Genomic DNA, 26,091 nt, shown 5'->3' on the forward strand with positions numbered 1-26,091 from the left:
CTTATCGTCGCCGCGGAGGCCCGAACTCCGACGCCCGAATCGGAAATCTTTTCAGCGGCCGGGATCGTCCAGCGCCTTCAGTCCGGCGCTGACGGTGTCGAAGGCGTCGCCGAGCGCCTGCGCAAGCGAGACAGACTCGTCGTCCAGCCAGTGTTGATACGCCGACAGCGCCGCGCCCAGCATGGTCCAGGCGACCGTTTGCGGCACGACGTCGCCTTCCTTCATGCCCAGCCGGCGCGCGACGAACGCTACGACGACTGCGCGCCAGCCCGCGTACATGGTCATCGAGTACGCCTGAAGCTCGGCGGTCTGCAGGATGACCCGCATGCGCTGCCGGTGCCGTGCGGTCTCCGCGTCGTCAAATGTGTTGAACGCCAACAACGCCGTGCGTAGTGCGGCATCGATCCCCACGTCGGGGTCGAGATCTGACAGCAGGTCCCGCATCCGCGCCAGATGCGCCTCGAAGTCACCCCAGGGCAGCGCGTTCTTGGACGGGTAGTAGCGGAACAGCGTGCGCCGTGCGATGCCGGCGGCCTCGGCGACGTCGTCGACGCTGACCTCGTCGAACCCGCGGGCGGCGAACAGATCGATCGCCACATTGCTGATGTGTTCCCAGCTCGTCGACCGCCGGCGGCCAACGCGGTGCTGGGATTCCGGTTGCACGTCAGCTCCTTTTTCCGGGGGTCGGCTTTCATTCTGGCACTCGATGCCATATTATTGCGATCTCGATCACAGTTTGTCGAGATCCTGTCAAGGAAAGGTGCGGATAGTGGAGCCGAATCAGACAGCGGAAACTTCGGGCGACGAGCTCGTCACCGAGACCTTGGTCGAAGAGGTGTCGATCGACGGGATGTGCGGGGTCTACTGACCGTGGCCTCGTCAGCAGCTGAGACCGGGACCGACATCGCGTTCGATCCCGACCTCAGTTGGCGGCTCCACCCACAGGTGGCCGTACGGCCCGAGTCGTTCGGTGCGCTGCTGTATCACTTCGGTACGCGCAAGCTGTCGTTCCTGAAGAACCGGACGATCGTCGAGGTGGTCAACACATTGGCCGACCACCCCGACGTCCGGTCCGCCTGCCGCGCCGCCGGCGTCGACGATGCGCAGCAGGCCCCCTACCTTCACGCCCTTCGCGTGCTCGCTCAATCGAAGATGTTGGTGCCGCAATGACAACAATGGAATCGCCTGCCGCCCAGCCCGTTCCACGGCTCATCGAGCAGTTCGAGCACGGTCTGGATGCGCCTATCTGCCTGACGTGGGAACTCACCTACGCCTGCAATCTGGCCTGCGTGCACTGCCTGTCGTCCTCGGGCAAGCGCGACCCGCGCGAGTTGACGACCCAGCAGTGCAAGGACATCATCGACGAACTCGAACGTATGCAGGTGTTCTACGTGAACATCGGTGGCGGGGAACCGACTGTGCGGTCGGACTTTTGGGAGCTCGTCGACTACGCCACCGAACACCACGTCGGGGTGAAGTTCTCCACCAACGGCGTGCGCATCACGCCCGAGGTGGCAGCGCGGCTGGCGGCCAGTGACTACGTCGACGTGCAGATCTCACTGGACGGTGCGACGGCCGAGGTCAACGACGCCGTCCGGGGAGCGGGCTCGTTCGCGATGGCCATCCGGGCGTTGGAGAACCTCGCCGCTGCGGGCTTCAAGGACGCGAAGATCTCCGTCGTCGTGACCCGCGAGAACGTCGACCAGCTCGACGATTTCGCCGCCCTGGCAGCGCGTTACGGTGCCACGCTGCGGATCACCCGGCTGCGGCCGTCCGGCCGCGGGGCCGACGTGTGGGATGAACTACACCCCACCGCGGAGCAGCAGGTTCAGCTCTACGACTGGCTGGTGGCCAAGGGCGACGGTGTCCTCACCGGTGATTCGTTCTTCCACCTGTCGGGTCTGGGCGAGCCGGGCGCGCTGGCGGGTCTGAACCTGTGCGGAGCGGGCCGGGTGGTGTGCCTCATCGACCCGGTCGGCGACGTGTATGCGTGCCCGTTCGCCATCCACGACCGCTTTCTTGCAGGAAACATCCTGGCGGATAACGGTTTTGACAACGTGTGGAAGAACGCTCCGTTGTTCCGCGAGCTGCGCGAGCCGCAGTCGGCAGGAGCGTGCGGGAGCTGCGGTCACTACGACAGCTGCCGCGGCGGATGCATGGCCGCCAAGTTCTTCACCGGATTGCCGATGGACGGTCCGGACCCCGAGTGTGTAGAGGGTTACGGTGCGCCGGCGTTGGCCGCCGACCGCGTCAAGCCCAAGTCCAGTGTCGACCACTCGCGTAGCGGTCCGGTCATGCTCAAGCTGCTGACCAAGCCTCCTGCCCGACTCTGTAACGAAAGCCCGGTGTAACTGATGGCCGACATCTGGTTCGAGACTGTCGCGGCCGCCCAAGAGCGGGCCAAGCGACGGCTACCCAAGCCGGTGTACTCGGCGCTGCTCGCGGCCAGCGAGCGCGGCGTCACCGTCGCCGACAACGTCGACGCATTCGCCGAGCTGGGCTTCGCGCCGCACGTCATCGGCGCTACCGAGAAGCGCGACCTCGCGACAACCGTGATGGGCCAGGATATTTCGATGCCGGTGGTGATATCGCCGACCGGTGTGCAGGCCGTCCACCCAGATGGTGAGACCGCTGTCGCGCGGGCCGCGGCCGCACGAGGGACCGCGATGGGTCTGTCGTCGTTTGCGAGCAAGCCGATCGAAGAGGTGATCGTCGCCAATCCCAAGCTCTTCTTCCAGGTGTACTGGCTCGGCGGCCGGGACGCGATCGCGGCGCGGGTCGAGCGCGCGCGCCAGGCGGGCGCCGTCGGCCTCATCGTCACCACCGACTGGAGCTTCTCGCACGGCCGGGACTGGGGGAGCCCCACGATCCCCGAGGAGATGAACCTGCGCACCACGGTGCGGATGCTGCCGACGGGGCTCAGCAGGCCGGGCTGGATGTGGCAATGGGGTAAGACCTTGCGGCCGCCGAACCTGCGGGTGCCCAATCAGGCTGCGCGCGGCGAGGCGGGTCCGCCGTTCTTCGCGGCGTACGGCGAGTGGATGGGTACCCCGCCGCCGACCTGGGAGGACATCGCCTGGCTGCGTGAGCTGTGGGGCGGCCCGTTCATGCTCAAGGGCGTGATGCGGGTCGACGACGCCAAACGTGCTGTTGACGCTGGTGTTTCGGCTATCTCGGTGTCCAACCACGGCGGTAACAACCTCGACGGCACGCCTGCGTCGATTCGGGCGTTGCCTGCGATCGCCGCCGCCGTCGGAAACGACGTCGAGGTGCTGCTCGATGGCGGCATCCGACGGGGCAGCGACGTGGTGAAGGCCGTCGCTCTTGGCGCGCGCGCGGTCATGATCGGGCGGGCGTATCTCTGGGGCCTGGCCGCCAATGGGCAGGCGGGTGTCGAGAACGTGCTCGACGTTCTGCGGGGCGGTATCGACTCGGCGTTGATGGGACTCGGCCATGCGTCGGTGCACGACCTCCGCCCCGACGACGTGCTGGTGCCCGACGGGTTCGCTCGGGCCCTCGGGATTCCGGCCACCCCCACCGCCTGAGCGGGCTGTCGCCTTCACCCAGAGTTTCCTGGTACAGGCGTGGCTCAGGGGGCTGACGTGAATGCCTCGTTGTCGCAAGCGCAAATTTCTGGAAATCAATTGCTGCGCATGCGCCAACAATTGGCGCACACCAGGTGAATTCGGCCTACCATCGGCCTGTGCCCTATGGAAGCGAGCTCGCGAACGCAACGTCGCGGCAGCTGCAGAGCACGTCACCAGCATTGATCATTCCCGTCGGTTCCACCGAACAGCACGGGCCCCACCTGCCGCTCGACACCGACACGCGCATTGCGACCGCCGTGGCGCGTGCCCTGGCCGTCCAGCTCGCGCCGGCGAATGAATCGAAATGGATGGTTGCTCCGGCGATCGAATACGGCGCCAGTGGTGAGCATGAGGAGTTCAGCGGCACCGTGTCGATCGGCACGTCCGCCCTGCGTTTGATGCTGGTGGAGTTCGGCCGGTCCGCGTCGCGCTGGGCGTCGCGCCTCGTCTTCGTCAACGGGCACGGGGGCAACGTGGAAGCGCTGGCCACTGCGGCGGCATTGCTGCGGTACGAGGGCCGCGACGTGGGCTGGTGTCCCTGCAGTGCGGAGAACGCCGACGCGCATGCCGGTCATACCGAAACCTCTGTATTGCTACATATTTCGCCTGCCGACGTCTGGATCGACGAGCGGGTTCCCGGCAACAGCGCCCCGCTGGGACAGTTGATGCCCGCGATGCGTCAAGGAGGGATGGCCGCGGTCAGTGAAGTGGGTATCCTCGGTGACCCCACCACCGCTACCGCAGAGGAAGGCGCGCGCATCTTCGCCGAGATGGTCGACGGATGCTTGCGGCGTGTGACTCGATGGACGCCTGACCGGAACGGAATGCTGACATGACCGGACCACGGCTGCCCGACGGGTTCGCCGTCCAGGTAGATCGCCGGGTGAGGGTCCTCGGCGAGGGGTCCGCGTTGCTCGGCGGGTCGCCTACCCGGTTGCTGCGATTGGCGCCCGCAGCGCAGACGATGCTCACCGGCGGCCGGCTCGAGGTGCACGACGCGGTCAGCGCACAGCTCGCGCGTACGCTGCTCGACGCGACAGTGGCGCATCCGCGACCCGCGACCGGACCGTCGCATCGGGACGTCACAGTCGTTATTCCTGTGCGGGACAACATCTCTGGCCTCCGCCGCCTGGTCGCAGCCCTTCGTGGCATGCGAATCATCGTGGTCGACGACGGGTCCGCCACCCCGGTACAGCAGGCCGACTTCGCCCAGATGTACAGCGATGTCCAGATCCTTCGACACGATCGCAGCAAGGGGCCCGCGGCCGCCCGCAACACCGGCATGGCGGCGTGCCACACCGACTACATCGCATTCCTCGACTCCGACGTGGTGCCGCGGCGCGGGTGGCTCGAGGCGCTACTCGGGCATTTCTGCGACCCTGCGGTGGCGCTCGTCGCACCGCGGATCATCGGCCTGCGCGAGCCGGAAAACCTGGTGGCCCGCTACGAGGCCGTCAGGTCCTCTCTCGACCTCGGTATGCGCGAAGCGCCCGTCGTACCCTTCGGGACCGTCGCCTATGTGCCAAGCGCCGCGATCATCTGCCGAAGTGCCGTGCTCAAGGAATTGGGCGGTTTCGACGAGACGCTCAGGTCCGGCGAAGACGTCGACCTGTGCTGGAGGTTGATCGAGGCAGGCGCTCGGCTGCGCTACGAACCTGTCGCTCTGGTCGGTCACGACCATCGCACGCAACTGCGAGAGTGGCTCTCGCGCAAGTCTTTCTACGGAGAATCCGCCGCACCGCTGTCGGTCCGGCACCCCGGGAAGACGGCACCGCTCGTCATCTCGGGCTGGACGCTGGTCGCGTGGATGCTGATGGCGATGGGTTCGGGAATCGGCTACGTCGCGTCGATGGTGGTCGCCACGATCACCGGGCGCCGTATCGCACGGTCGCTGTCCACCGTGGAGACCGAGCCCAGGGAAGTGGCCGTGGTGGCAGCCCACGGATTGTGGTCCGCGGCGCTGCAGCTGGCGTCAGCCATCTGCCGCCACTACTGGCCCGTCGCGTTCGTCGCGGCACTGCTGTCTCGACGATGCCGTCAAGTGGTGTTGGTGGCGGCCATCGTCGACGGAGTGGTGGACTGGATCACCCGCAACGGCAACAGTGAGGACGACACGAAACCGGTCGGTCTGCTCACCTACATCCTGCTCAAGCGGCTCGATGACATGGCGTACGGCGCCGGACTGTGGACCGGCGTCGTGCGCGAGCGTCACGTCGGCGCACTCAAGCCGCAGATTCGGACCTGAAGCCCCGTCTTGCACTGCGATGTGTTGATCGTCGGCGCCGGAAGCGCCGGATCTGTATTAGCGGAGCGACTTTCGGCTGACTCAAGTCGCCGCGTCACGGTCATCGAAGCCGGGCCGGCCCCCTCCGATCCTTCCGTTCTGACACAGATCACCGACGGCTTGCGGTTGCCGATCGGCGCCGCCAGCTCAGTGGTGCGGCGCTATCCGACGACCCTGACCGACGACCCCGAGCGGCACGCACAGATCATGAGGGGTGCAGTCGTCGGCGGATCGGGTGCGGTCAACGGCGGCTATTTCTGCCGTGGACTGCCGTCGGACTTCGACGGCTGGGGGCTGCCCGGATGGGCGTGGTCCGACGTGCTGCCGCATTTCCTGGCCATCGAGACCGACCTCGACTTCGGCGGTCCTCTGCATGGTCGCGACGGTCCTATTCAGGTGCAGCGGGTCGCCGAATTCGACGGCTGTACCGCGACTTTCGTCAACGCCGCGGAAACGGCAGGGTATCGGCGGGTGGACGATCTGAACGGCTCCGCGCCGGAAGCCCCGCTGCCTTCGGGAGTCGGCCCGGTGCCATTGAACATCAACGGTGGTACGCGGGTCGGTCCCGGTGGCGCCTTCCTCAAGCCCGCCATGGGTCGCGCCGGTCTCACCGTCCTGACCGATACCAGGGCGACACGCATCCGGATCGTCGGCGGTCGCGCGGTGGGCGTGCAATGCGTCGGCCCCGACGGACTTGTCGATGTGACCGCTGACCGAATCGTTTTGTCGGCCGGTGCGATCGGATCCGCGCATCTGCTGATGCTGTCGGGTATCGGCCCGCAGCGGGTGCTGAGCGCCGCGGGAGTACCCGTGGTCGCCGACCTCCCGGTGGGTGCCGCAACCGCGGACCATCCGGAGTGGGTGCTTCCGGTGGACTGGACCGAGACGCACGGTCTGCCACCGCTGGAGGCGGTGCTGACCACCGATGACGGGCTCGAAATCAGGCCGTATACCGCGGGTTTCGGCGCGATGGTGAGCGGTCGGCGCGACGACCCGGCCGACCACCCACACATCGGGGTCGCCCTCATGCAACCTCGATCGCGCGGCAGGGTCCGGTTGGTGTCAGCGAACCCCGACGTCGGCCCCGTCATCGAGCACCGGTACGACAGTGAACCCGCAGACGTCGCGGCGCTGCGTGCCGGTGCCGAGTTGGCGCGCGAACTCGCCGGTGCGCATGCGCAATCCGAGAAGACGTCGTGGTCGACGTCCCAACATCTGTGCGGGACCGCGCGGATGGGACGCGAGGACGACACCACGGCAGTGGTCGACGCGCGGTGTCGAGTGCGCGGCGTCGACGCCCTATGGGTGGTCGACGGCTCGGTGCTTCCCCGCATCACCAGCCGAGGCCCGCACGCCACCACCGTCATGCTCGGCCACCGGGCCGCCGAGTTCGTCCTCTGAATTGCCGGCGCGGCCGGGGACCGCCGTCAGCGCAGCGAGTACCGGATGGGCAGGTGCTTGAGCCCGCCGACGAAAGTGGTCGCCGCCAACTCCGGTTCGCCCGCGAGTTCGATGGACTCCAGCCGCGGGATCAATTCGGTGAACAGGCTGTTCATCTCCATGCGTGCCAGCGCGGCCCCAAGGCAGAAGTGCACGCCGTATCCGAATGCGACGTGCTTGTTCGGGTCGCGGCCGACGTCGAATCTGAAGGGCTCGTCGAAGACTTCCTCGTCCCGGTTGCCGGAAACATAGGCCAGGTAGACGGATTCGCCTTTGGCGATGGGAACGCCGCGGATCTCGGTGTCCTTGGCTGCGGTGCGCATGAATTCTTTGACCGGCGTCGTCCAGCGGATCATCTCCTCGACCGCGGTGCCCATCAGTCCGGGATCCTTGCGCAGACGCTCCAGCTGGTCGGGGTTTTCGATCAGCGCGAGCAACCCGCCGGAAATCGCGTCCTTGGTGGTGTCGTGGCCCGCGCTCGCGACGATCACGTAGTAGGAGGCGGTATCGACCTCGGAGAGCGGTTCACCGTCGATGCGGCCATTGGCGATCGCCGATGCCAGGTCGTCGGTCGGATTCTCACGACGCGATGCGGTCAGCTGCGCGAAATACGTGAAGAAGTCGACCAGGATCGCGAGCTGCTCCTCCGGGGTCTTACCGCGCTGGTTGTATTCCTCGTCGTCGCCGCCGAACAGCTCCTGGGTGAGCTGGTGCATGCGCGGGAAGTCTTCTTCGGGCAAGCCGAGCAGCGACATGATGACGTACAGCGGAAAGTTGACCGCGATCTCGGTGACGAAGTCGCATTCTGGGCCGATGTCGCGCATCTTGTCGACGTAGCGCTTCGCCAGCGCGTCGACGTTCACCTTCAGATCGCGCATTGCCTTGGGGCGGAACCAGTCCGCGCCGATCGCACGGACCTTGCGGTGGTGCGGATCGTCCATGTGGATGAGGGTGCGCAGGCCCGTTCCCGCTTCGAGCTGTTGCTTGCCCAGATCGTCGGCCGCGGCGGTGGCCAGCAGCGGCCGCGGTTCGGACAGGAACAGGTTGTTGTCCCGCTCGATGGCCATGATGTCGGCGTGCTTGGTGATCGCCCAGAACGGACGGTAGGGAGCTTTGTCGACCCATGCCACCGGGTTGTTCGCCCGCAGATGGGTCAGTGCCGCATGCAGCCGAGCGTCGTCGGCATACGCCGTCGGGTCGGCGAAAACTTGCGCGGCATCATCCATCGTCGGCGTGCTCATACGGGCTCCTCATTTCCGGGGCTGACGGAACTTGACGGGTGTCAAGTTCGGAGTCTATGTGACCGAGGCCACGCAAGGGAAGAGTGGTCCCTTAGTAGTGTCGGGACCGATGTCTGTTGCAACGCTCCGCCGCCGAGGACTCGTCATCGCGGCGGTGTTGATCGTCGTGGCCGCGCTCGCTGGGTGCTCACGCGGCCATTCGGCCACCATCGACGTACCGGACGATCCGGGAGTGGTGCAGACAGAGTCAGGTGCGCTGCGCGGACTGGTTTCCCAAGACCACCGCCTTTTCGCCGGAATTCCTTATGCCGCACCACCGGTGGGGGCGTTGCGGTGGCGACCGCCCGCGCCAGCGGCCGGGTGGACCGGGTTCCTTGATGCCACCCGGCCCGGCCCGCGATGCATTCAGGACGTCAGCAATGACGTTGACCAACGCGAAACCAGCGAAGACTGCCTGACTCTCAACGTGTGGACGCCACCGCCGTCCGCGGAGAAGAGGCCGGTGATGGTGTGGATTCACGGCGGCAGCTTCACCAATGGCAGCGGCGACGTCTACGACTCGCGCCGACTGGCGAGCCGCGGTGACGTCGTCGTCGTCACGATCAACTACCGGTTGGGCACGCTCGGCTTCCTCGCGCACCCGGCACTCGGCCCGGCCGGCGACGTCGGCAACTACGGCCTGGCCGACCAGCAGGCCGCGCTGCGCTGGGTGCACGACAACATCGCTGCATTCGGAGGCGATCCGGACAAGGTGACGATAGCGGGGGAGTCGGCCGGGGGGATGTCAGTGTGCGACCACCTCGTTGCACCCGACTCGGCGGGACTTTTCAGTGCCGCGATCATCCAAAGTGGCCCGTGTCAGGCGCAATACGATCTGGCTGCCGCGGAGCGGACCAGCGAGCAGTACGCCGCGGAGGTGGGTTGCGGCGATAGCGTCGCTGCGGCGGCCTGTCTTCGCGCGCTACCGGCCGAGCGGCTGCAGCGGCCAGTGCTCTACGGACGGATCGGCAGCGAACGCTTGAGTGGACCCGTGACGGGAACCAAGCTTCTGCCGGTCGATCCGATGAACGGTGCAGCGCAGGGGCGGGCGGCCGAGGTGCCCGTGATGATCGGGACGACAGCCGACGAGTACACCCTGTTCACCGCGTTGCAGTACATCCGCGGGCGGGCGTTCGGCGCGACCGACTATCTCGGGCTGCTTTCGGAGGCATACGGCGGCGCCAATGCCGGGGTCGTCGCGCAGCAGTATCCGCCGGAGCAGTTCGGCGGCAGTGTGCCGCTGGCATATTCGGCCGCAGTGACCGACGGCATCTTCGCCTGTGTGGCGGACCGTCTCGCCGACTCGTTGTCATCAGAAAAGCCGGTGTACTTCTCCGAATTCGACGACCCTGGTGCGCCGGCACCGGAGCCGCTGCGGGCGGCGCCGTTCCCCGTCGGCGCCGGGCATTCGCTGGAATTGCGGTACCTCTTCGACGTGGGCGGAGCGCCGGCGCTGAGCCCCGACCAGGAGCGGCTGTCGGACGAGATGATCGACTACTGGAGTCGGTTCGTCGCGACGGGCTCACCCGGTTCGGGCTGGCCGGCGTACGACGAGGGCGACGCGGGTGAGCGAATGTCGTTGCAGCCCAGAGGGAACCGCGTCACCACCGATTTCGACCAATCGCACAAGTGCGGCTTCTGGGCGGGACTAAAGGACTGAGGCATGCCGACTCCCGACGCGAAGACGTTCTCCCAGAGCTGGGTTGACGCATGGAACGCCCACGACATCGAGGCGGTGCTCGAGCACTTCCGCGACGACGTGGCATTTACGTCACCGGTCGCAGCGCGCGTCCTGCCGGAAACCGGGGGAGTGGTCGCGGGAAAGGATGCGTTGCGGCACTACTGGACGTCGGCGTTGAAGTCGTTGCCGGATCTGCACTTCGGGATCGTCGGCGTCTACCGTGGCGAATCCACGCTGGTAATCAACTACCGCAATCACCTCGGTGGCCTGGTCAACGAGGTCCTCACCTTCGATAACGACGGTCTGGTTCGCGAAGGCCACGGCACGTATCTCGACTAGACGCGGCGTCGAGATCGACGTCTTGCAGACGTCTTCTCGCACTTTTCCTAGCGAAACGTGCATTTCGACGATCAGGCCGGCGTCACCCAGCAGGTGATGTCCGCGTGCACCATCGCCCGACGATGATCAAAACGACCTGTACGAATGCCGCCGCTGGCACCATCAAAGCTCGTGGAAAGCGACTCAACTCGTCCGCGCTTGGCCGGACTGCATCATTTTGGGATTTCGGTGGCCAACCTCGAGCGCAGCATTCTTTTCTATTGCGACGTGCTCGGCGCTGATGTCTTGATGGCGGATACCCCCGAGGGTGAGGACCTCCGTCGTTTCCCCGGGCGCGCGGCGATTCTGAGCCTGGGCGGCCAGGTGTTCGACCTCTGCGAGCATTCAAGCAACGCAGGTGAACGGTTCGACCCTGTGCGCACCGGTCTGGATCATTTCGCGCTCGAGGCCGAGTCTGTGGATGACCTCCGGGCATGGGCGAGTTGGCTCGATACCTCTGGTGTTGCGCGATCGGAGATCAGGAAAGTCGCCGGGGACCTGGGAACAATGTTCGACTTCGTCGATCCTGACGGGATCCAGATAGAGTTCGCCCACTACAACGTCGGTTGAGTGAGTCGGTCGCTTTCCATGCGCACCACCGGCGGCCCGGGCTATCTTACTCCGGAGTAAGATAGCTTCCGCGGCGGACCGGCCGTGCCAGCGGGTTTCCCATGGCCAGGGATTTGGAGCAGGCCCAGATCTAGGGCATACTGTTCGGGTTGCCTTGAGCCGGGACGGACCCCTTTCGGGACTGCCTGGCACGGGGCATACGACCTGCGCCCCCAGGGGCGCGTCCGGTCCCAACCTCGATCGCGACGGATTTCCGACGCGGGCGAGCGTGCGCTAGGGCGACACACCCGAGCGCGGGGGTCGGTGGACCACAGACAGGTAAACAGCGGCGGCATAGCCGCGCGACCGGGGTTCCTCGGCGTGTGGCAGCAGACCAGGCCCGAGTATGGGCCCGTTAGTAGTGAGGTAGGAGAAGCGTGGCGGGACAGAAGATCCGCATCAGGCTCAAGGCCTACGACCACGAGGCAATTGACGCCTCGGCGCGCAAGATCGTTGAGACGGTCACACGTACGGGCGCCAGCGTGGTCGGCCCAGTGCCGCTGCCGACCGAGAAGAACGTGTATTGCGTCATCCGGTCCCCGCATAAGTACAAGGACTCGCGGGAGCACTTCGAGATGCGCACCCACAAGCGGCTGATCGACATCCTCGACCCAACGCCGAAGACCGTTGACGCCCTTATGCGCATCGATCTGCCGGCCAGCGTCGACGTCAACATCCAGTAGGAGACCCAAGAGAAATGGCTAGAAAGAGCATTCTGGGCACCAAGCTGGGCATGACGCAGGTGTTCGACGAGAACAACAAGGTCGTGCCGGTGACGGTCGTCAAGGCCGGGCCCAACGTCGTCACGATGATCCGCACGCCGGAGCGCGACGGCTACAGCGCAGTGCAACTTGCGTACGGCGAGATCAGCCCGCGCAAGGTCAACAAGCCTCTTACGGGGCAGTATTCGGCTGCAGGTGTGAACCCGCGCCGCCACATCGCTGAGTTCCGGCTCGACGACGAGGCCGCTGCCGCGGAGTACGAGCTCGGTCAGGAACTGACCGCCGAGATCTTCACCGACGGCGCCTATGTCGACGTGACGGGAACGTCTAAGGGTAAGGGCTTCGCGGGCACCATGAAGCGCCACGGCTTCAAGGGCCAGGGCGCCAGTCACGGTGCCCAAGCGGTGCACCGTCGTCCGGGTTCCATCGGCGGTTGCGCCACTCCCGGCCGCGTGTTCAAGGGCACCCGCATGTCGGGCCGCATGGGTAGCGACCGCGTCACGACGCAGAACCTGTTGGTGCACAAGGTCGATGCCGAGAACGGCGTGCTGTTGATCAAGGGAGCTATCCCCGGTCGCAATGGCGGACTGGTGACAGTGCGCAGTGCAATCAAGCGAGGCGAGAAGTAATGGCCGACAAGACTTTGAAGATCGACGTTCACACCCCGGCGGGTAAGAAGGACGGCTCAGTGGAGCTGCCCGCCGCACTGTTCGACGCCGAGGCCAACATCGCGCTGATGCACCAGGTCGTCGAGGCGCAGTTGGCGGCCAAGCGTCAGGGCACGCACTCGACCAAGACCCGTGGCGAGGTGCGTGGCGGCGGCAAGAAGCCGTACCGGCAGAAGGGCACCGGCCGCGCCCGTCAGGGTTCGACGCGCGCCCCGCAGTTCACCGGTGGCGGTGTCGTACACGGACCGCAGCCGCGCGACTACAGCCAGCGGACCCCGAAGAAGATGATCGCCGCCGCACTGCGCGGGGCGCTCTCGGACCGGGCACGCAATGGCCGCATCCACGCGGTGACCGAGCTCGTCGAGGGGCAGGCTCCGTCGACGAAGGCGGCCAAGACGTTCCTGGCGACGCTTCTCACCGAGAACACGGCCCAGAACAGCAAGGTGCTGATCGTGATCGGCCGTACCGATGAGACCGGTGCCAAGAGCGTTCGCAATCTGCCCGGCGTGCACGTGCTTTCGCCGGATCAGTTGAACACCTACGACGTGCTCAAGGCAGACGACGTGGTGTTCAGCGTGGAGGCGCTGGACGCCTACATCGCCGCTCACACGAACAAGGACGAGGAGGTGTCGGCCTGATGGCTACCGTCACCGATCCCCGCGACATCATCTTGGCGCCGGTGATCTCGGAGAAGTCGTACGGGCTCATCGAAGAGAACGTGTACACGTTCGTCGTGCACCCCGACTCGAACAAGACCCAGATCAAGATTGCGATCGAGAAGATCTTCAAAGTCAAGGTCGACTCGGTCAACACCCTCAACCGGCAGGGCAAGCGCAAGCGCACCCGCGCCGGTTACGGCAAGCGCAAGGACACCAAGCGCGCCATCGTCACGCTGGCCGCTGGAAGCAAGCCGATCGACCTGTTCGGAGCACCGGCCTAGCCGGCGGATAGCAGAGAGACTTTAAGAAACATGGGAATTCGCAAGTACAAGCCGACGACCCCGGGTCGTCGCGGTGCCAGCGTCTCCGATTTCGCCGAGATCACTCGCGACCATCCGGAGAAGTCGCTGGTGCGCCCATTGCACGGCAAGGGCGGCCGCAACGCACACGGTCGGATCACCACGCGTCACAAGGGCGGCGGGCACAAGCGCGCCTACCGCGTGATCGACTTCCGTCGCAACGACAAGGACGGTGTCAACGCCAAGGTCGCACACATCGAGTACGACCCGAACCGCACCGCCAACATCGCACTGCTTCATTTCCTGGACGGCGAGAAGCGCTACATCATTGCGCCGCAGGGACTCTCGCAGGGCGACGTCGTGGAGTCCGGCGCCAATGCCGACATCAAGCCCGGCAACAATCTGCCGCTGCGCAACATCCCGGCGGGCACGCTCATCCACGCAGTGGAGCTGCGGCCCGGTGGCGGAGCCAAGTTGGCGCGCTCGGCCGGTGCGAGCATCCAGCTGCTGGGTAAGGAAGGCACCTACGCCTCGCTGCGTATGCCATCCGGTGAGATCCGTCGCGTCGACGTGCGCTGCCGCGCCACCGTCGGCGAGGTCGGCAATGCCGAGCAGGCGAACATCAACTGGGGTAAGGCCGGCCGTATGCGGTGGAAGGGCAAGCGCCCGACCGTCCGTGGTGTCGTGATGAACCCGGTCGACCACCCGCACGGCGGCGGTGAGGGTAAGACCTCCGGCGGCCGTCACCCGGTCAGCCCGTGGGGTAAGCCCGAAGGCCGTACCCGCAAGTCCCACAAGCCGAGCGACAAGCTGATCGTTCGTCGCCGACGCACCGGCAAGAAGCACCGGTAGGAGTAAACGATGCCACGCAGCCTCAAGAAGGGCCCGTTCGTCGACGGCCATCTGCTCAAGAAGGTCGACGTACAGAACGAGAAGAACACCAAGCAGGTCATCAAGACCTGGTCGCGTCGATCGACGATCATCCCCGACTTCATCGGGCACACCTTCGCGGTGCACGACGGCCGCAAGCACGTCCCGGTGTTCGTCACCGAGGCGATGGTCGGGCACAAGCTCGGCGAGTTCGCACCGACCCGCACGTTCAAGGGTCACATCAAGGACGACCGGAAGGCTAAGCGCCGGTAATGACTACGACGACTGAATATCCGTCCGCCACCGCGGTGGCGCGCTTCGTGCGCATCTCGCCGACCAAGGCACGCCGGGTTATCGACCTGGTGCGCGGCAAGTCGGTGACCGAGGCGCTCGACATTCTGCGGTGGGCGCCGCAGTCCGCCAGCGAGCCGGTTGCCAAGGTCATCGCGAGTGCTGCCGCCAACGCGCAGAACAACGAGGGTCTGGATCCGACCACCCTCGTGGTCGCCACCGTCTATGCGGACGAGGGCCCGACCGCCAAGCGCATCCGTCCGCGCGCACAGGGCCGTGCGTTCCGGATTCGCAAGCGCACCAGCCACATCACGGTGATTGTCGAGAGCAGGCCCAGCCGCGACGGTGGACGGGGCGGTGCTTCCGCACAGTCCGCCAGCGCAGCACGCTCGCGTCGTGCGCAGGGCAGTAAGGCCGCTGCGGCGAAGAAGACGCCGGCCACCAAGGCGCCCGGAGCCGCCCCGGCGGCGACATCGGACGCAGCCGAGGCGACCACCGAGACAGTGACTGTGGAGACGGCGCCTGCCAAGAAGGCCGCCGCGAAGAAGGCTCCGGCCAAGAAGGCCGCCCCCAAGAAGGCGGACGCCGAAAAAGCCGACGCGAAAAAGACCACAGAAGCTTCTGACGAAGCGAAGGAGGGCTCGGAGTAGTGGGCCAGAAAATCAATCCCCACGGCTTCCGGCTCGGTATCACCACCGACTGGAAGTCCCGGTGGTATGCCGACAAGCAGTACAAGGACTACGTCAAGGAAGACGTGGCGATCCGTCGTCTGCTTGCCACCGGTCTGGAGCGCGCCGGCATTGCCGACGTGGAGATCGAGCGCACCCGCGACCGGGTCCGCGTCGATATCCACACCGCGCGTCCCGGCATCGTCATCGGCCGCCGCGGCACCGAGGCTGACCGCATTCGCGCCGACCTCGAAAAGCTGACCGGCAAGCAGGTTCAGCTGAACATCCTCGAGGTGAAAAACCCCGAGTCGCAGGCTCAGTTGGTGGCTCAGGGTGTTGCCGAGCAGTTGAGCAACCGCGTCGCGTTCCGTCGCGCCATGCGCAAGGCAATCCAGTCCGCGATGCGCCAGCCGAACGTCAAGGGCATTCGGGTGCAGTGCTCGGGACGTCTCGGCGGCGCCGAGATGAGCCGCTCGGAGTTCTATCGCGAAGGCCGGGTGCCGCTGCACACGTTGCGTGCCGACATCGATTACGGGCTCTACGAAGCGAAGACGACCTTCGGTCGTATCGGTGTGAAGGTCTGGATTTACAAGGGCGACATCGTCGGCGGCAAGCGCGAGCTCACCGCCGCGGCGCCGGCAGGCGCGGATCGTCCGCGTCGCGAGCGTCCGTCGGGCACCCGTCCGCGTCGCAGTGGCGCATCGGGTACCACCGCGACGAGCACTGAGGCCGGTCGCGCCGCATCGGGTACCGAAGAGGCACCGGCCGCCGCGGAGGCGACGGCAGGCACCGAGGCCGCTGCCGGCGAGGCCGTGTCCTCTCAGCCCACGGAAACCACGGAGAGCTAGCCATGTTGATTCCCCGTAAAGTCAAGCACCGCAAGCAACATCACCCGAGGCAGCGCGGTATCGCCAGCGGCGGCACCTCGGTGAGCTTCGGTGACTACGGCATTCAGGCGCTGGAACACGCATACATCACCAACCGGCAGATCGAGTCCGCTCGTATCGCCATCAACCGGCACATCAAGCGTGGCGGCAAGGTGTGGATCAACATCTTCCCCGACCGTCCGCTGACCAAGAAGCCCGCCGAAACCCGCATGGGTTCGGGTAAGGGTTCGCCGGAGTGGTGGGTGGCCAACGTCAAGCCGGGTCGCGTGCTCTTCGAGCTGAGCTACCCGGATGAGAAGACCGCGCGCGAGGCGCTGACCCGCGCGATCCACAAGCTGCCGATCAAGGCACGCATCGTCACCCGAGAGGAGCACTTCTGATGGCTGTGGGAGTGACGCCGGGCGAACTTCGCGAACTGACCGACGATGAGTTGAAGGAGAAGCTGCGCGAGTCGAAGGAAGAGCTGTTCAACCTGCGCTTCCAGATGGCGACCGGACAGCTGGCCAACAACCGTCGCCTTCGCACGGTGCGCCAGGAAATCGCGCGGGTGTACACCGTGCTGCGTGAACGTGAGTTGGGCCTGGCATCCGGGCCTGTAGGTGAGGAAGCGTAATGGCTGAGACTAAAGATCAGGCAAAGGGCAAAGGCCCTAAGCACACTCCTCGTGCCGAGGAGAATCGCGGCCGCCGCAAGACGGTCATCGGCTACGTGGTGAGCGACAAGATGCAGAAGACCATCGTGGTCGAACTGGAATCTCGCAAGAGCCATCCGCTCTACGGCAAGATCATCCGGACCACCACCAAGGTCAAGGCGCACGACGAGAATGGCGACGCCGGCATCGGCGACCGCGTCTCGCTGATGGAGACGCGCCCGCTGTCGGCGACCAAGCGCTGGCGGCTCGTCGAGGTCCTCGAGAAGGCGAAGTAGTCCCGAACGCGAAAGGTCCCCGCGCCCCTGTGGTGCCGGGGGCTTTTCGGTATTCGGACGTAAGCAAACTCCGAGCTCAACAGCGGTGCGTTTGAAGAGTGCGACGGTTTGGCTAAACTGCCCCCGGATGAGGCTGGGAACTGAATTCTTCAAGCGCGCCATAGCCATCGGTGTGACCGCCGTCGCTTTCCAAGCGGTCAATATGGGCACACCCGTCGTACACGCCGCACCCGGCGATGCCGGACAGGTGGCGGATGCGCCGACGTTGAGTTTGACGACGCTGGGCGCTGACACCGACATCGCGCTGTACGGCCTGCAGGGAATACAAACCGTCACCGTGCCGGTGCCGAAAGGCCTGACGCCCGGGGCGTTGACCGCGGACGTCGAGTTGCCGCCGTACGTTCGGGGTGGAACCCTCATCGTCACCCAGGATCGCCGCACGCTCTCACGTATCGAACTGCTGGCCGCCGAAAACACGCCGCTGTCGATTCCGTTGACAGGAGCACGCGTTGTCGACGACACCGTGACGTTCACCGTGCGCAGCCGGATGCTGCCCGAAGAGGGCGACTGCCTCTACGACCCGACGATTCCGCTGCAGCTTTCCGATGCGGCGATCGACTACACCGGCAAGGAGACGGCGCCGACCATGGTCGCCGACTTCCTGCCGACCGTGCTGGAAAGGATGACGATCTTCGTCCCGACGCAGCCGACAGCCGCGGAATCCGATGCGGCCGTTCAGATGACGACGGCCGTGGTCAATCGATACGGCACACAGAACACCGAAATCGACGTCGCGCCGCTGGACGATGGCGAGGCGGTGCCGCCGTCGGATCCGCTGGAACGCAACGTCGTCATCGGAGAGGGATCGGAGTCGGCTGTTTCGTTGCAAACCGGGGACGGAGGGGTGCCCGCTCTGCAGATCACGGGGAAGGCGGAGGATCTGACCAACCAGGTCCGGCTGCTCAGCAGTGACCTCTCGGAGCTGGCGCTGTCGGCGAAAGTGGTTACCGGGCAGATCAACTCGGCACATGAGCCGCCCGCCGGCCCCACCACGATGAAGGACCTCGGCCAGTCCGGGGTGAGTGCAACGGCATTCAAACCGCAGGTAGTGGTCGGCCTCGACCAGACCCGCCTGGGACAGGCCATACATGACCTGCGCGTCCAGTTGAAGGGGTCGTACACACCACTGCCGTCCACGGTAGGTGGGCAGGTGCTGGTTTCGATCGACGGTGAACCGATCGATCAATGGGCGGCCGACTCCACCGGTACGATCGACCGCTCGATCAGCATTCCGCAGTCCCAACTGCGGCGCGACACCAAGCTTTCGGTCGCTGTAGACATCGCAGGCGATGTCGGACGGTGCGGTGACTTCCAACCCGTCACGTTGAAGGTCGACGACGACACCACCATCGAGAGCACTCCCGCGGATCCCCCCGATCCCGCCGGTTTCCAGTCGATCCCTCAAGCGCTGATGCCCAAGGTTCAGGTGGGCGTCGAACCGGAGTCGTTTGAGGACACCGCGCGTGCCGTCTCGATCATGGAAGGGCTGCAGCGACTCAGCGGGCCACGCCTCGACAGCGAGGTGGTGCCATTGGACAGCGCGATCGACAGCCGGTCACCGGCCATCCTGATCTCGGCAGACGGCTGGGACAACGACAAGGTCGTTCCGCCGGTGCGCAGTTCGACGGATGGGACACTCGAAGTCCAACGCGTCGGCGGGGGAGACCCGGCGACCCTGAAACTTGATCCGTCGACGCCATTCGCATCTCTCCAAGTCGGCCGCAACGGCGACCGGACCGTACTGTTCGCGACGTCGGACGGCGCGCCGGAGCAACTGGATTCGCTACTCGACTGGCTGGATGGCGATACGCGTCGGTGGGCGGGACTCGACGGGACTGCGGCCATCTCACTTCCCGACCGCGAGCCGGTGACCGTCGACACCGAGGCGGCGGCACCACCAGTCGCTTCCGAAGACACCGGCTCCAGTGTGTACTGGTGGATCGCCGCGTGTGCGGGGTTGGCAATCGGCGGGGGCGGTGTCGCGATGGCGATGCTCCGCAGGCGGCGCGGCTGAGCCGACTCAACCCTTGATCAAGCCGGACTCGAGATAGCCGCGTTCGGTGTTCACCTGCCATGGATCGACGTTCGCGCCGAAGTACTGAGCCACACTGCGCAGGGCACTGAGCATGGCGTGGTCCTGGTTGTCGTAGTGGTGCATCCCATTTCGTCCCATGGGGTGTAGAGACGGATGGATGCGACGCAGGTAGTCACGGATCGTGGCGACGCTCTGATCGCGTGCCGGATCGTTGATCGGATAGGCGAACTGTGAGCGGACGAACATGCAGTGATCGAGGGCGGAACCCTCGACACCGAGCGTACGGAGGTCCTGTTCGACTATGTCGCCGAGGCTTTCGTTGCTCACCACCCACAGATCGTCGCCGGGCTGGGTGTAGTACTCGAGGCCGAGGTAGGTGCCGTTCCAGTTCTTCGGAGCCAGCGCGCTCGACCACCGTCGGTAGTTCTGGATCCGACCCACGCGAAACTCTTCACCCGGCGTGTACACCCAGTTGTAGGGAATGTCGTGATGCTCTGTCAGAGCGACGGCTACGGTGATCACTGATCGGTGCTTGAGCGATGCGGCGATCTCCCGAATGCGTTTCGGCGGTGCGGGTTCCAGGCTTTCGATGAGCAACCGCAACGGCATGCTGGAGAACACCGTATCTCCGGACGCGGTCTCGCCGTTCTGTAGCTCGACCGTCCAGGTTCTGCCGACGTGGCGGACGCTGGTGACGTACGAGTTGAGTGAGGGAACCACGCCGAACCCCGCCAAGGCCGCCGCAGCGGCTTCCCAGAGCTGGCCGGGTCCGTACTTCGGGTAGCGGAAGGCGTCCTCGGGCCTGGGAATCTCTTCACGCGGTGTGCGCCACGAGATCGGCTTGATTCTCTGATTCGCCCAGTCGCTTGCCAGAGTGCCGGGATCGGCGAGCCACGTCTTACGGACATACCCATCGAAGAAGAGCTCGTACCAGTGACGGCCGAATTGTTCTGTGCCCCATTCCCGGAAACTCGACAACGCGTCCGTCGAACGTACCCGGCTTCGCAGCCTGGACCACAAGAAGTTTGTGAGGCCGCGCATACCGCTCCGGAACCCCAGCTGCGAGATCAGATCACGGCCGACAAGTGGGTACCGCACATACCGGCCGTCGACAAGCATGGCGGAACGCCGATGGACCGAGATCCACTGATCCTCGGGAAGCAAAGACCGCCACAGGTCGGCGATCTCTTCGCTCCTGGTGAAGAACCGATGACCGCCCGGGTCGACGCGCCAATCACCTTCGGTGGGCGTGCGCGCCAGGCCGCCGACGTGTGCCGACGCCTCGAAGATGCGAGGTGTCACCCCTCTCTTCACCAGTTCGAGAGCGGCGGTGAGGCCCGCAGGCCCGGCGCCGATGATCAACGGGTTCCGTTTGGACTCCATCGGATAACTACAGGCCCCGCAGCTGCGGAAGACGCCGATAGGCAGCGATGAGACCGTCGACGTCCTGTTCGGTCAGCTCGTTGAGGGGGGTCGACAAGAAGACCAGCTGGGCGTACTGGCTCTGAAGTGGCAGAAAGCCACTGAGCAGCGGTTCCGGGGTGGTCCGGATGATCAAGTCGACGTCGTCGATGTCGAGGGCGGTATTGATTTCGCAGCCTTCGCGCTCAGCGCGATGGTGCGCGGTGCGCAACTCGTCGTAGGCGTCGTATGCGGCGAGGATATTGATGTGAAAATCGCTGCCTTTCATCGCGCGTTCGAGATCTTCTGCGGCAGTGACGTATTCGTGCGGCAGCGCACTTCGATCGCCATGCAGCCGAAAACTGCATTTGGTGCGATCGAAATGACTGGGAAGCAGCGTGGAGAAGAAATATATCGACGCCGCATACACCGACTCCAGCTCGGCGTCGGCGCGCGCGAGGTTTCCGCGACTGAGGTTGTACACCGTCGCGGTTTGCACACCGCGCCGCTGCAGCGCCAACAGAATCTCGGTGACCTTCTCCGCGCCGCGGCGGTACGCATCGAACAAAGTGGTGCCGTTGATGTTCGCCCACCGCCGCAAGCCGTCCGGAATCAGGCCTACATGTTCTGGTGCGTGACTCACCGAATATCCCCCAAACAGGCAAAGCCCCCGATTGCGAAATGTAGCCCAAACTCCACTTGTTGCACAGGCAACTGAGAAAACGCCATCTTGGACGCCTCAGCAAAGGGATATACAATGGCGCCCGCGTCCAAACGCGGCAGCCGAGGTCAATCCTCGGTGGGGCGCAGCACCGCCAGCACCGTGAGGAGCAAGATCTTGAAGTCCAGCAGCAGCGACCAGTTCTGGATGTAGTAGTTGTCCCATTCGGCTCGATCGGCGATCGAGGTCTGTCCGCGAAGTCCGTGCACCTGGGCCCAGCCCGTGATGCCGGCCTTCACCCGGTGCCGCTCGCCGTAGCGCCGGATGTGCATCTCGAACAGTTCGACGAACTCCGGTCGCTCAGGACGTGGACCGACCATGCTCATGTCACCGCGCAGCACGTTGAGCAGTTGGGGCAGCTCATCCAGGGAGGTCTTGCGCATGAACTTACCGATTCGGGTGCGCCGATCTTCACCCTCCACGCCGCCTGGCGCCGCGCCTTCCTGCAGTTCGAAGTTCGTACCTGCCGGATCCGCGGGACGCATGCTGCGAAACTTCAGACAGCCGAAGACCTTGCCGTCGCGCCCGATTCGTTCCTGACTGAAGAAGATCGGCCCCGGCGAACTGAGCTTGACCGCGAGCATCAGGGTGATGAACAGCGGGGAGATGAGCACGAGGCCGAGTAGGGCCGCGGAGCGGTCCACCGCGTGCTTGACCGCGAATTGCCACCCCTTCGGATTGACGCGCGACAGCACCATCAGCGGGACGCCGCCCATGTGCTCGATCCTGGTGTTGCTGCCGACGGCATCCATCAATCGGGGCACCACGCGGACCCGCATTCCGAGTTCCTGCGCCTGATGGGCGATCCGCCCCAGCTTCTCGTCGGGCAATGTCGACGGCGCGATGATGAGATCTTCGGCGCGAGTAGCACGCTGGGCGCTTTCGAGATTGTCTGCGGTGCCCAGATACGGCACCCCCAGCATCCCGGTGATCTCCGCTTCGTTCGGCCGGGCATCGTCGAGCAGCCCTTCCGGCCACAGACCGTATTCCGGCACCTGCTGCATCCGTGAGATGAGCTGATGGGCCACCGGTCCCGAGCCCACGACCAGTGCCGGAGCCCCCACGTGAAACTTCCTCCGCAGCCAGCGGTTCACGACCGACCGGAGCAGGCGCACCGCGGGGATGAGGATCGCCGCACACACCCAGATCCGCAGAATCAATTCGCTTGGGCGGATGTAGGGCGCGACGACGCCGCCCACCTCGAGCCGAGGGACGAGCAACAGCATGATGGTCAAGGTCGCCAGCGCCGCCACCGCAATGGACGTCTCCACCGGTTCGAACTCGTCGAGAAACCCCTGTCCCAACTTCTGTCGGTACAACCGGCGAGTGGAAAGGACGACGATCACGATCGGTACGAACAGCCACGAAGAGAGGGCGATGCCGCGCTCGTGGACCAAATCGCCGATCCACCACTGGGCCAAAAGTACTGAGATGGCGGCATAGAGGGCGTCGACCGCGAGGGTGATCACCGAATACCACGGGTCAGAGCGAATGCGTTCGACAAAGCGCGGCGGTCCCGTCGCCGCAATCCTTCGAGTCGGCGCCGACGCGGTCGGCAATCGCGGCGTCGTGGGTCTGGTGCTAGGTGTGTGGGTCGTCACCCCGTTACACCTAGCTGCATCAGTCATCCCCCCGACGTACCGTTGGCAACCGATTTTAGGTGCGCTGCACCTCCCCACGCGGTGGAATGAGCGGGCAACTCAATAATAAAGCAATTTGCGCACAATAATTACGGTTACGCCCACGTAAGTTTTGGCATCCTGGTTTGCTGCTTCAGTGCGGCTTGGAGCCGAAAATGCGCTCCACCGCGAGCGCGGCCAGATCCGTGAGCACTTGAACGTGGCCGGTTCCCCAGAGTCGCGGTTTGTCGTCGAACACACAAAGTGTGCCGATCGCATGGCCTTCGTGATCGACCAAAGGTATGCCGAGGTACGCCACGATCGCGCCACTGCGGATCGCCGGATGGTTCTTGAACACCGGATCGGCCCGCGCGTCTTCGAGTATCAAAGGAGTGCCGTCCGCCACCGCGTACTGACAAATCGAGTACTCGAGTGTCGTCTCGCGGTTTTCGGGCACCGACATGTCGCCCATGCCGACGGTGCTCTTGAAGAATTGGCGGTTCGCATCGATGAGTGAGATCGTTGAGAACGGGGCATCCAGGGCGTCGGCGGCCGCCCGCGTGATCCGGTCGTAAACCGCTTCCACGGGCGAATCGAGCAACCCGGTCTCGCGCAGTGCGGCCAGCCGATCGGGGTCGGTGACGACCGCCGAGACGTCTGGCATCGAATCGCTGTCGAGTACCCCGGTCTCGGAGAGATGTTCCAGTAGGTCCTTCGTCGAAGGCTTCTCCGCGCGCACCTGGTCGGCGACCATCTGAGCGGCCACGGCGCGCATGACGTAGGTGTTGACGTCCTCGCCCGCTTCGCGCGCAGTCTCTTCGAGCGAGCGGTTGAGCCAGTCATCGAACCCTGGCACCGAGTTGGTCACGAAATTAACGTTAGCTGAAAAGAACTCGACTGCGCACGTCCGAGCAAATATCCGAGCATCGTCAGACTCGGTGCTCCGGTTCGGCCGGCGGCTCATCACCCGGCGGATTCCCGGCGGTGCGTCGTCTGCGTGACCACAGGATTGCCGCGACTACAGCGACCGCCGCGAGCACAGCGATCCCGACGGCGACGGGGATCCATTGATCCAGCGACTTCGGCAGGGCCGGCGTCGGCGCCGGTTCGAAAATGTTGCCACTGTCCCGGATGGCGACGTTGGTCGGGACGCGCGCCTCGCCGGCGGCGAGAACGTCCCCGGTGAGCGCTGACCAGCCACCGTCCAAGCCGTCGATGTAATCGAAGAGCGGGTCCACCAGCGACCACGAAGCGGTCGAGGTGACAAGGACCACCGACCGGTTGCGGGGCTGGTCGGCGAAGGCCTGAATGGATCCGAGACCGTCCTCGATGTTGGCGCGAAGCTCGGTGGGCAGCGCGACATCGACGGCTGTGCCGTCGCCGCCCACGGGTGGATTCAGCGTCGTCTGCTCGATCGCTTTCGAGTTGGCCACTATCAGCGCGCCGGTGTCGGAATCGGCGGCGGTCTGCAGATCGACAACCTCTGGCGTCAGCTGCGTGCTGGTGAGACGAGCGATCGCGCCGACCACACGGGCGGCGTACGAGAGCTGATCGGGGCCACTGCCGTCCAGCGCGACCATGAAGCGGGGGCTGAACTCCGAGGGAAAGGCGCCAAACCCGTTGAGCGGGGGCCCTCCCCGCTGCATGGTCAACGTTGATCGCGGATCGACCTGAAAGCTGATGGGCGCCGTCAACGGTCCACATGCTTCGTGTGGCGAGTAGGTGAACGCGAAGTCGAGGTTGACCCCCTGACCGAACGCCGGGCGCTCCAGGTCAAAGCTCGCATCGAGAACACCGCTGTTGTCCAGCGCGGTCCGGTAAACGACGATTCCGTTGGATCGGATGACGACACTCGCGGCGTCGTCCTTGGGCACCGGGGTGTAGTCGGCGAGCAAATGAACCTGCACGCCGTCGACCCGGCCCAAGCCCAACGCCGAGCGGTCGACACCGATCGTGAGGCTGCCGGTTCGAAGAACGTCGGTCTTGCCGCTCAAGTTCAACTGGCTGAACGTCAATGTGTCGCCGCTCAGCGGAGTTTCCGATCCCGCTTGGTCGATCCGGGACGCACGTGTCTGCGCCAGCGATTGGAGCTGATTGACGAGCAGCGAGGCCTGGGCCGACAGCTCGTCACCGCTGCCGGAGATCCGCAGGTACGCGTCCGGGTTCCCGGCCCGTTCGACTGTCAGACCTGCGGGGCCGCCCGCCTCGACGACGACTGCGCGCGCCAACTGGGCCGCGGGCGGCGGGGCCGCGCCGCGCGGTTGGGGGACGACCGTGATCGACATCGGCTGGATGTTGTACAGGCGCGCGAGAGTGGTGACCAGCGTCAGCGCCGACTGCTGTTCGGCGGCGTCGGCGTTGGCGGGCGCAAAAATGGTGACCCTCTCCAGCACCGGCGGGAAGAAGTTCGCGATCGTGGTTGCCGGAGCCTCGGTACCGGCGAACACCGTCGCCAGGTCGCTGAGCGACAGCTGCTGCAGGGGACCGCAGAATCCAGCGGCATTGTCCAGCGGACGCACGGTGAACGAAAGGTCGATGCTCGACGATCGGACCCGGGCCCCCGAGATGTCGACATCGAAGGGCGTCACTGCCTGAGCAGCCGCCTCGGGTGGCAGGCCGACTGACCCCAGAAATCTTCCGTCTCCATCGCTGATCTCGAGGAACCCGGTATCGATGTTCATGGGAGCGTGGATGACGCCCTGCACTCGGGTCGGAGAAAGCCCAGGGGGCACCGGCACCGCGAAATTAGTTGTGGCGTCGGCGCTGAGATACACCTCCGGTTTCAATCCGAGCGCGGACCAGTCCAACCTGACCGTCGCCGGGGCGGGGGAATCGGCATTGTCGTCGGGTTGCGCAACCGCTGTGCCGGCCAGTGAAATCGCGAGCATCGACGATAGAACGAGCAATGCCGAAATCAGCGCGCGCGCCCCGCAGCTGCGACCGACAACAGCGGCGACCGGGCCCACGGCTCTACCCCCAATTGTTCGAGCTTCGTAATCCCAACA

General features: G+C 65.3%; 29 protein-coding genes. 22 read left to right on the forward strand and 7 right to left on the reverse strand.

Annotation, left to right across the window (positions count from 1 at the left end; genetic code table 11):
• Positions 1–51: 51 nt before the first annotated feature.
• Positions 52–663: a mycofactocin system transcriptional regulator MftR gene (mftR, locus tag BST47_RS06750; protein WP_083124590.1), complete on the reverse strand. Its 612-nt coding sequence runs from the start codon at positions 661–663 to the stop codon at positions 52–54.
• 106 nt (positions 664–769) lie between these two features.
• On the opposite strand from mftR, the gene mftA reads away from it, so the two are divergent.
• The 7 genes from mftA to mftG all read left to right on the forward strand — a co-directional run bounded on the left by mftA (position 770) and on the right by mftG (position 7,272).
• The gene (gene mftA, locus BST47_RS06755; RefSeq protein ID WP_083124592.1) at positions 770–868 is read left to right on the forward strand and encodes a mycofactocin precursor MftA; all 99 of its coding nucleotides are present in this window, start codon (positions 770–772) and stop codon (positions 866–868) included.
• Entirely contained in the window at positions 853–1,170 is a 318-nt protein-coding gene (gene mftB, locus BST47_RS06760) for a mycofactocin biosynthesis chaperone MftB (protein WP_207568550.1), read from the forward strand. The genes mftA and mftB overlap by 16 nt, the downstream gene beginning before the upstream one ends.
• Entirely contained in the window at positions 1,167–2,351 is a 1,185-nt protein-coding gene (gene mftC / locus BST47_RS06765) for a mycofactocin radical SAM maturase (protein ID WP_207568551.1), read from the forward strand. The genes mftB and mftC overlap by 4 nt, the downstream gene beginning before the upstream one ends.
• A gap of 3 nt (positions 2,352–2,354) precedes the next feature.
• Positions 2,355–3,545 (forward strand): pre-mycofactocin synthase MftD, encoded by a 1,191-nt coding sequence (gene mftD / locus BST47_RS06770; protein ID WP_083124599.1) that lies wholly within the window; start codon positions 2,355–2,357, stop codon positions 3,543–3,545.
• A gap of 134 nt (positions 3,546–3,679) precedes the next feature.
• The gene (mftE, locus tag BST47_RS06775; protein ID WP_083124601.1) at positions 3,680–4,423 is read left to right on the forward strand and encodes a mycofactocin biosynthesis peptidyl-dipeptidase MftE; all 744 of its coding nucleotides are present in this window, start codon (positions 3,680–3,682) and stop codon (positions 4,421–4,423) included.
• Positions 4,420–5,832, forward strand: a complete 1,413-nt coding sequence (mftF, locus tag BST47_RS06780; RefSeq protein WP_083124603.1) for a mycofactocin biosynthesis glycosyltransferase MftF — start codon at positions 4,420–4,422, stop codon at positions 5,830–5,832. Before mftE ends, mftF begins: the two co-directional genes overlap by 4 nt.
• A gap of 9 nt (positions 5,833–5,841) precedes the next feature.
• The gene (gene mftG, locus BST47_RS06785; protein WP_083124605.1) at positions 5,842–7,272 is read left to right on the forward strand and encodes a mycofactocin dehydrogenase MftG; all 1,431 of its coding nucleotides are present in this window, start codon (positions 5,842–5,844) and stop codon (positions 7,270–7,272) included.
• A 26-nt stretch (positions 7,273–7,298) separates the two neighbouring features.
• Here the strand turns inward: mftG and BST47_RS06790 are convergent, their stop codons facing one another.
• Positions 7,299–8,552, reverse strand: a complete 1,254-nt coding sequence (locus tag BST47_RS06790) for a cytochrome P450 (RefSeq protein ID WP_083124607.1) — start codon at positions 8,550–8,552, stop codon at positions 7,299–7,301.
• Between the two features lie 109 nt (positions 8,553–8,661).
• Between BST47_RS06790 and BST47_RS06795 the strand changes: the two genes are divergently transcribed.
• The 15 genes from BST47_RS06795 to BST47_RS06865 all read left to right on the forward strand — a co-directional run bounded on the left by BST47_RS06795 (position 8,662) and on the right by BST47_RS06865 (position 19,324).
• Complete coding sequence (locus BST47_RS06795; protein ID WP_083124609.1) at positions 8,662–10,251, forward strand: carboxylesterase/lipase family protein; 1,590 nt, start codon at positions 8,662–8,664, stop codon at positions 10,249–10,251.
• A gap of 3 nt (positions 10,252–10,254) precedes the next feature.
• Positions 10,255–10,611, forward strand: a complete 357-nt coding sequence (locus tag BST47_RS06800; RefSeq protein WP_083124611.1) for a nuclear transport factor 2 family protein — start codon at positions 10,255–10,257, stop codon at positions 10,609–10,611.
• Positions 10,612–10,782: 171 nt separating this feature from the next.
• Entirely contained in the window at positions 10,783–11,220 is a 438-nt protein-coding gene (locus BST47_RS06805; protein WP_165799755.1) for a VOC family protein, read from the forward strand.
• A 416-nt stretch (positions 11,221–11,636) separates the two neighbouring features.
• Positions 11,637–11,942 carry a 30S ribosomal protein S10 gene (gene rpsJ, locus BST47_RS06810; protein ID WP_003883485.1) on the forward strand — a complete coding sequence of 102 codons (306 nt, stop codon included), beginning with the start codon at positions 11,637–11,639 and terminating at the stop codon, positions 11,940–11,942.
• A 14-nt stretch (positions 11,943–11,956) separates the two neighbouring features.
• Positions 11,957–12,610 (forward strand): 50S ribosomal protein L3, encoded by a 654-nt coding sequence (gene rplC, locus BST47_RS06815; protein ID WP_083124615.1) that lies wholly within the window; start codon positions 11,957–11,959, stop codon positions 12,608–12,610.
• On the forward strand, positions 12,610–13,287 hold the full coding sequence (rplD, locus tag BST47_RS06820; protein WP_083124617.1) for a 50S ribosomal protein L4: 678 nt from the start codon (positions 12,610–12,612) through the stop codon (positions 13,285–13,287). Before rplC ends, rplD begins: the two co-directional genes overlap by 1 nt.
• Positions 13,287–13,589, forward strand: coding sequence for a 50S ribosomal protein L23 (gene rplW, locus BST47_RS06825; RefSeq protein WP_014209146.1), 303 nt, complete (start codon positions 13,287–13,289; stop codon positions 13,587–13,589). The genes rplD and rplW overlap by 1 nt, the downstream gene beginning before the upstream one ends.
• Before the next feature lie 30 nt (positions 13,590–13,619).
• The gene (rplB, locus tag BST47_RS06830; RefSeq protein ID WP_083124619.1) at positions 13,620–14,459 is read left to right on the forward strand and encodes a 50S ribosomal protein L2; all 840 of its coding nucleotides are present in this window, start codon (positions 13,620–13,622) and stop codon (positions 14,457–14,459) included.
• A gap of 9 nt (positions 14,460–14,468) precedes the next feature.
• On the forward strand, positions 14,469–14,750 hold the full coding sequence (gene rpsS / locus BST47_RS06835) for a 30S ribosomal protein S19 (RefSeq protein ID WP_066907363.1): 282 nt from the start codon (positions 14,469–14,471) through the stop codon (positions 14,748–14,750).
• Positions 14,750–15,418: a 50S ribosomal protein L22 gene (gene rplV, locus BST47_RS06840; RefSeq protein WP_083124620.1), complete on the forward strand. Its 669-nt coding sequence runs from the start codon at positions 14,750–14,752 to the stop codon at positions 15,416–15,418. The genes rpsS and rplV overlap by 1 nt, the downstream gene beginning before the upstream one ends.
• Positions 15,418–16,284 (forward strand): 30S ribosomal protein S3, encoded by an 867-nt coding sequence (gene rpsC / locus BST47_RS06845; RefSeq protein WP_083124622.1) that lies wholly within the window; start codon positions 15,418–15,420, stop codon positions 16,282–16,284. The genes rplV and rpsC overlap by 1 nt, the downstream gene beginning before the upstream one ends.
• A 2-nt stretch (positions 16,285–16,286) precedes the next feature.
• Positions 16,287–16,703 (forward strand): 50S ribosomal protein L16, encoded by a 417-nt coding sequence (gene rplP / locus BST47_RS06850; RefSeq protein WP_006245113.1) that lies wholly within the window; start codon positions 16,287–16,289, stop codon positions 16,701–16,703.
• Positions 16,703–16,936 carry a 50S ribosomal protein L29 gene (gene rpmC / locus BST47_RS06855; protein WP_083124624.1) on the forward strand — a complete coding sequence of 78 codons (234 nt, stop codon included), beginning with the start codon at positions 16,703–16,705 and terminating at the stop codon, positions 16,934–16,936. The genes rplP and rpmC overlap by 1 nt, the downstream gene beginning before the upstream one ends.
• A complete protein-coding gene (rpsQ, locus tag BST47_RS06860; protein WP_083124626.1) occupies positions 16,936–17,250 on the forward strand; it encodes a 30S ribosomal protein S17 in 315 nt (104 codons plus the stop codon). The genes rpmC and rpsQ overlap by 1 nt, the downstream gene beginning before the upstream one ends.
• Positions 17,251–17,377: 127 nt before the next feature.
• Entirely contained in the window at positions 17,378–19,324 is a 1,947-nt protein-coding gene (locus BST47_RS06865) for a hypothetical protein (protein ID WP_107528887.1), read from the forward strand.
• A 6-nt stretch (positions 19,325–19,330) separates the two neighbouring features.
• Here the strand turns inward: BST47_RS06865 and BST47_RS06870 are convergent, their stop codons facing one another.
• The 5 genes from BST47_RS06870 to BST47_RS06890 form a co-directional block, all read right to left on the reverse strand.
• Positions 19,331–20,728, reverse strand: coding sequence for an FAD-dependent oxidoreductase (locus BST47_RS06870; protein ID WP_083124628.1), 1,398 nt, complete (start codon positions 20,726–20,728; stop codon positions 19,331–19,333).
• A gap of 7 nt (positions 20,729–20,735) precedes the next feature.
• A complete protein-coding gene (locus BST47_RS06875; RefSeq protein ID WP_083124630.1) occupies positions 20,736–21,389 on the reverse strand; it encodes an undecaprenyl diphosphate synthase family protein in 654 nt (217 codons plus the stop codon).
• A 146-nt stretch (positions 21,390–21,535) separates the two neighbouring features.
• On the reverse strand, positions 21,536–23,068 hold the full coding sequence (locus BST47_RS06880; RefSeq protein ID WP_420094022.1) for a sugar transferase: 1,533 nt from the start codon (positions 23,066–23,068) through the stop codon (positions 21,536–21,538).
• A gap of 172 nt (positions 23,069–23,240) precedes the next feature.
• Positions 23,241–23,954 (reverse strand): GAF domain-containing protein, encoded by a 714-nt coding sequence (locus BST47_RS06885; protein ID WP_234809602.1) that lies wholly within the window; start codon positions 23,952–23,954, stop codon positions 23,241–23,243.
• 61 nt (positions 23,955–24,015) lie between these two features.
• Entirely contained in the window at positions 24,016–26,052 is a 2,037-nt protein-coding gene (locus tag BST47_RS06890; RefSeq protein WP_234809603.1) for a hypothetical protein, read from the reverse strand.
• Positions 26,053–26,091 lie beyond the last annotated feature (39 nt).

It is taken from the genome of Mycolicibacterium tusciae (genome assembly GCF_002086795.1).
Lineage (GTDB): Bacteria > Actinomycetota > Actinomycetes > Mycobacteriales > Mycobacteriaceae > Mycobacterium > Mycobacterium tusciae.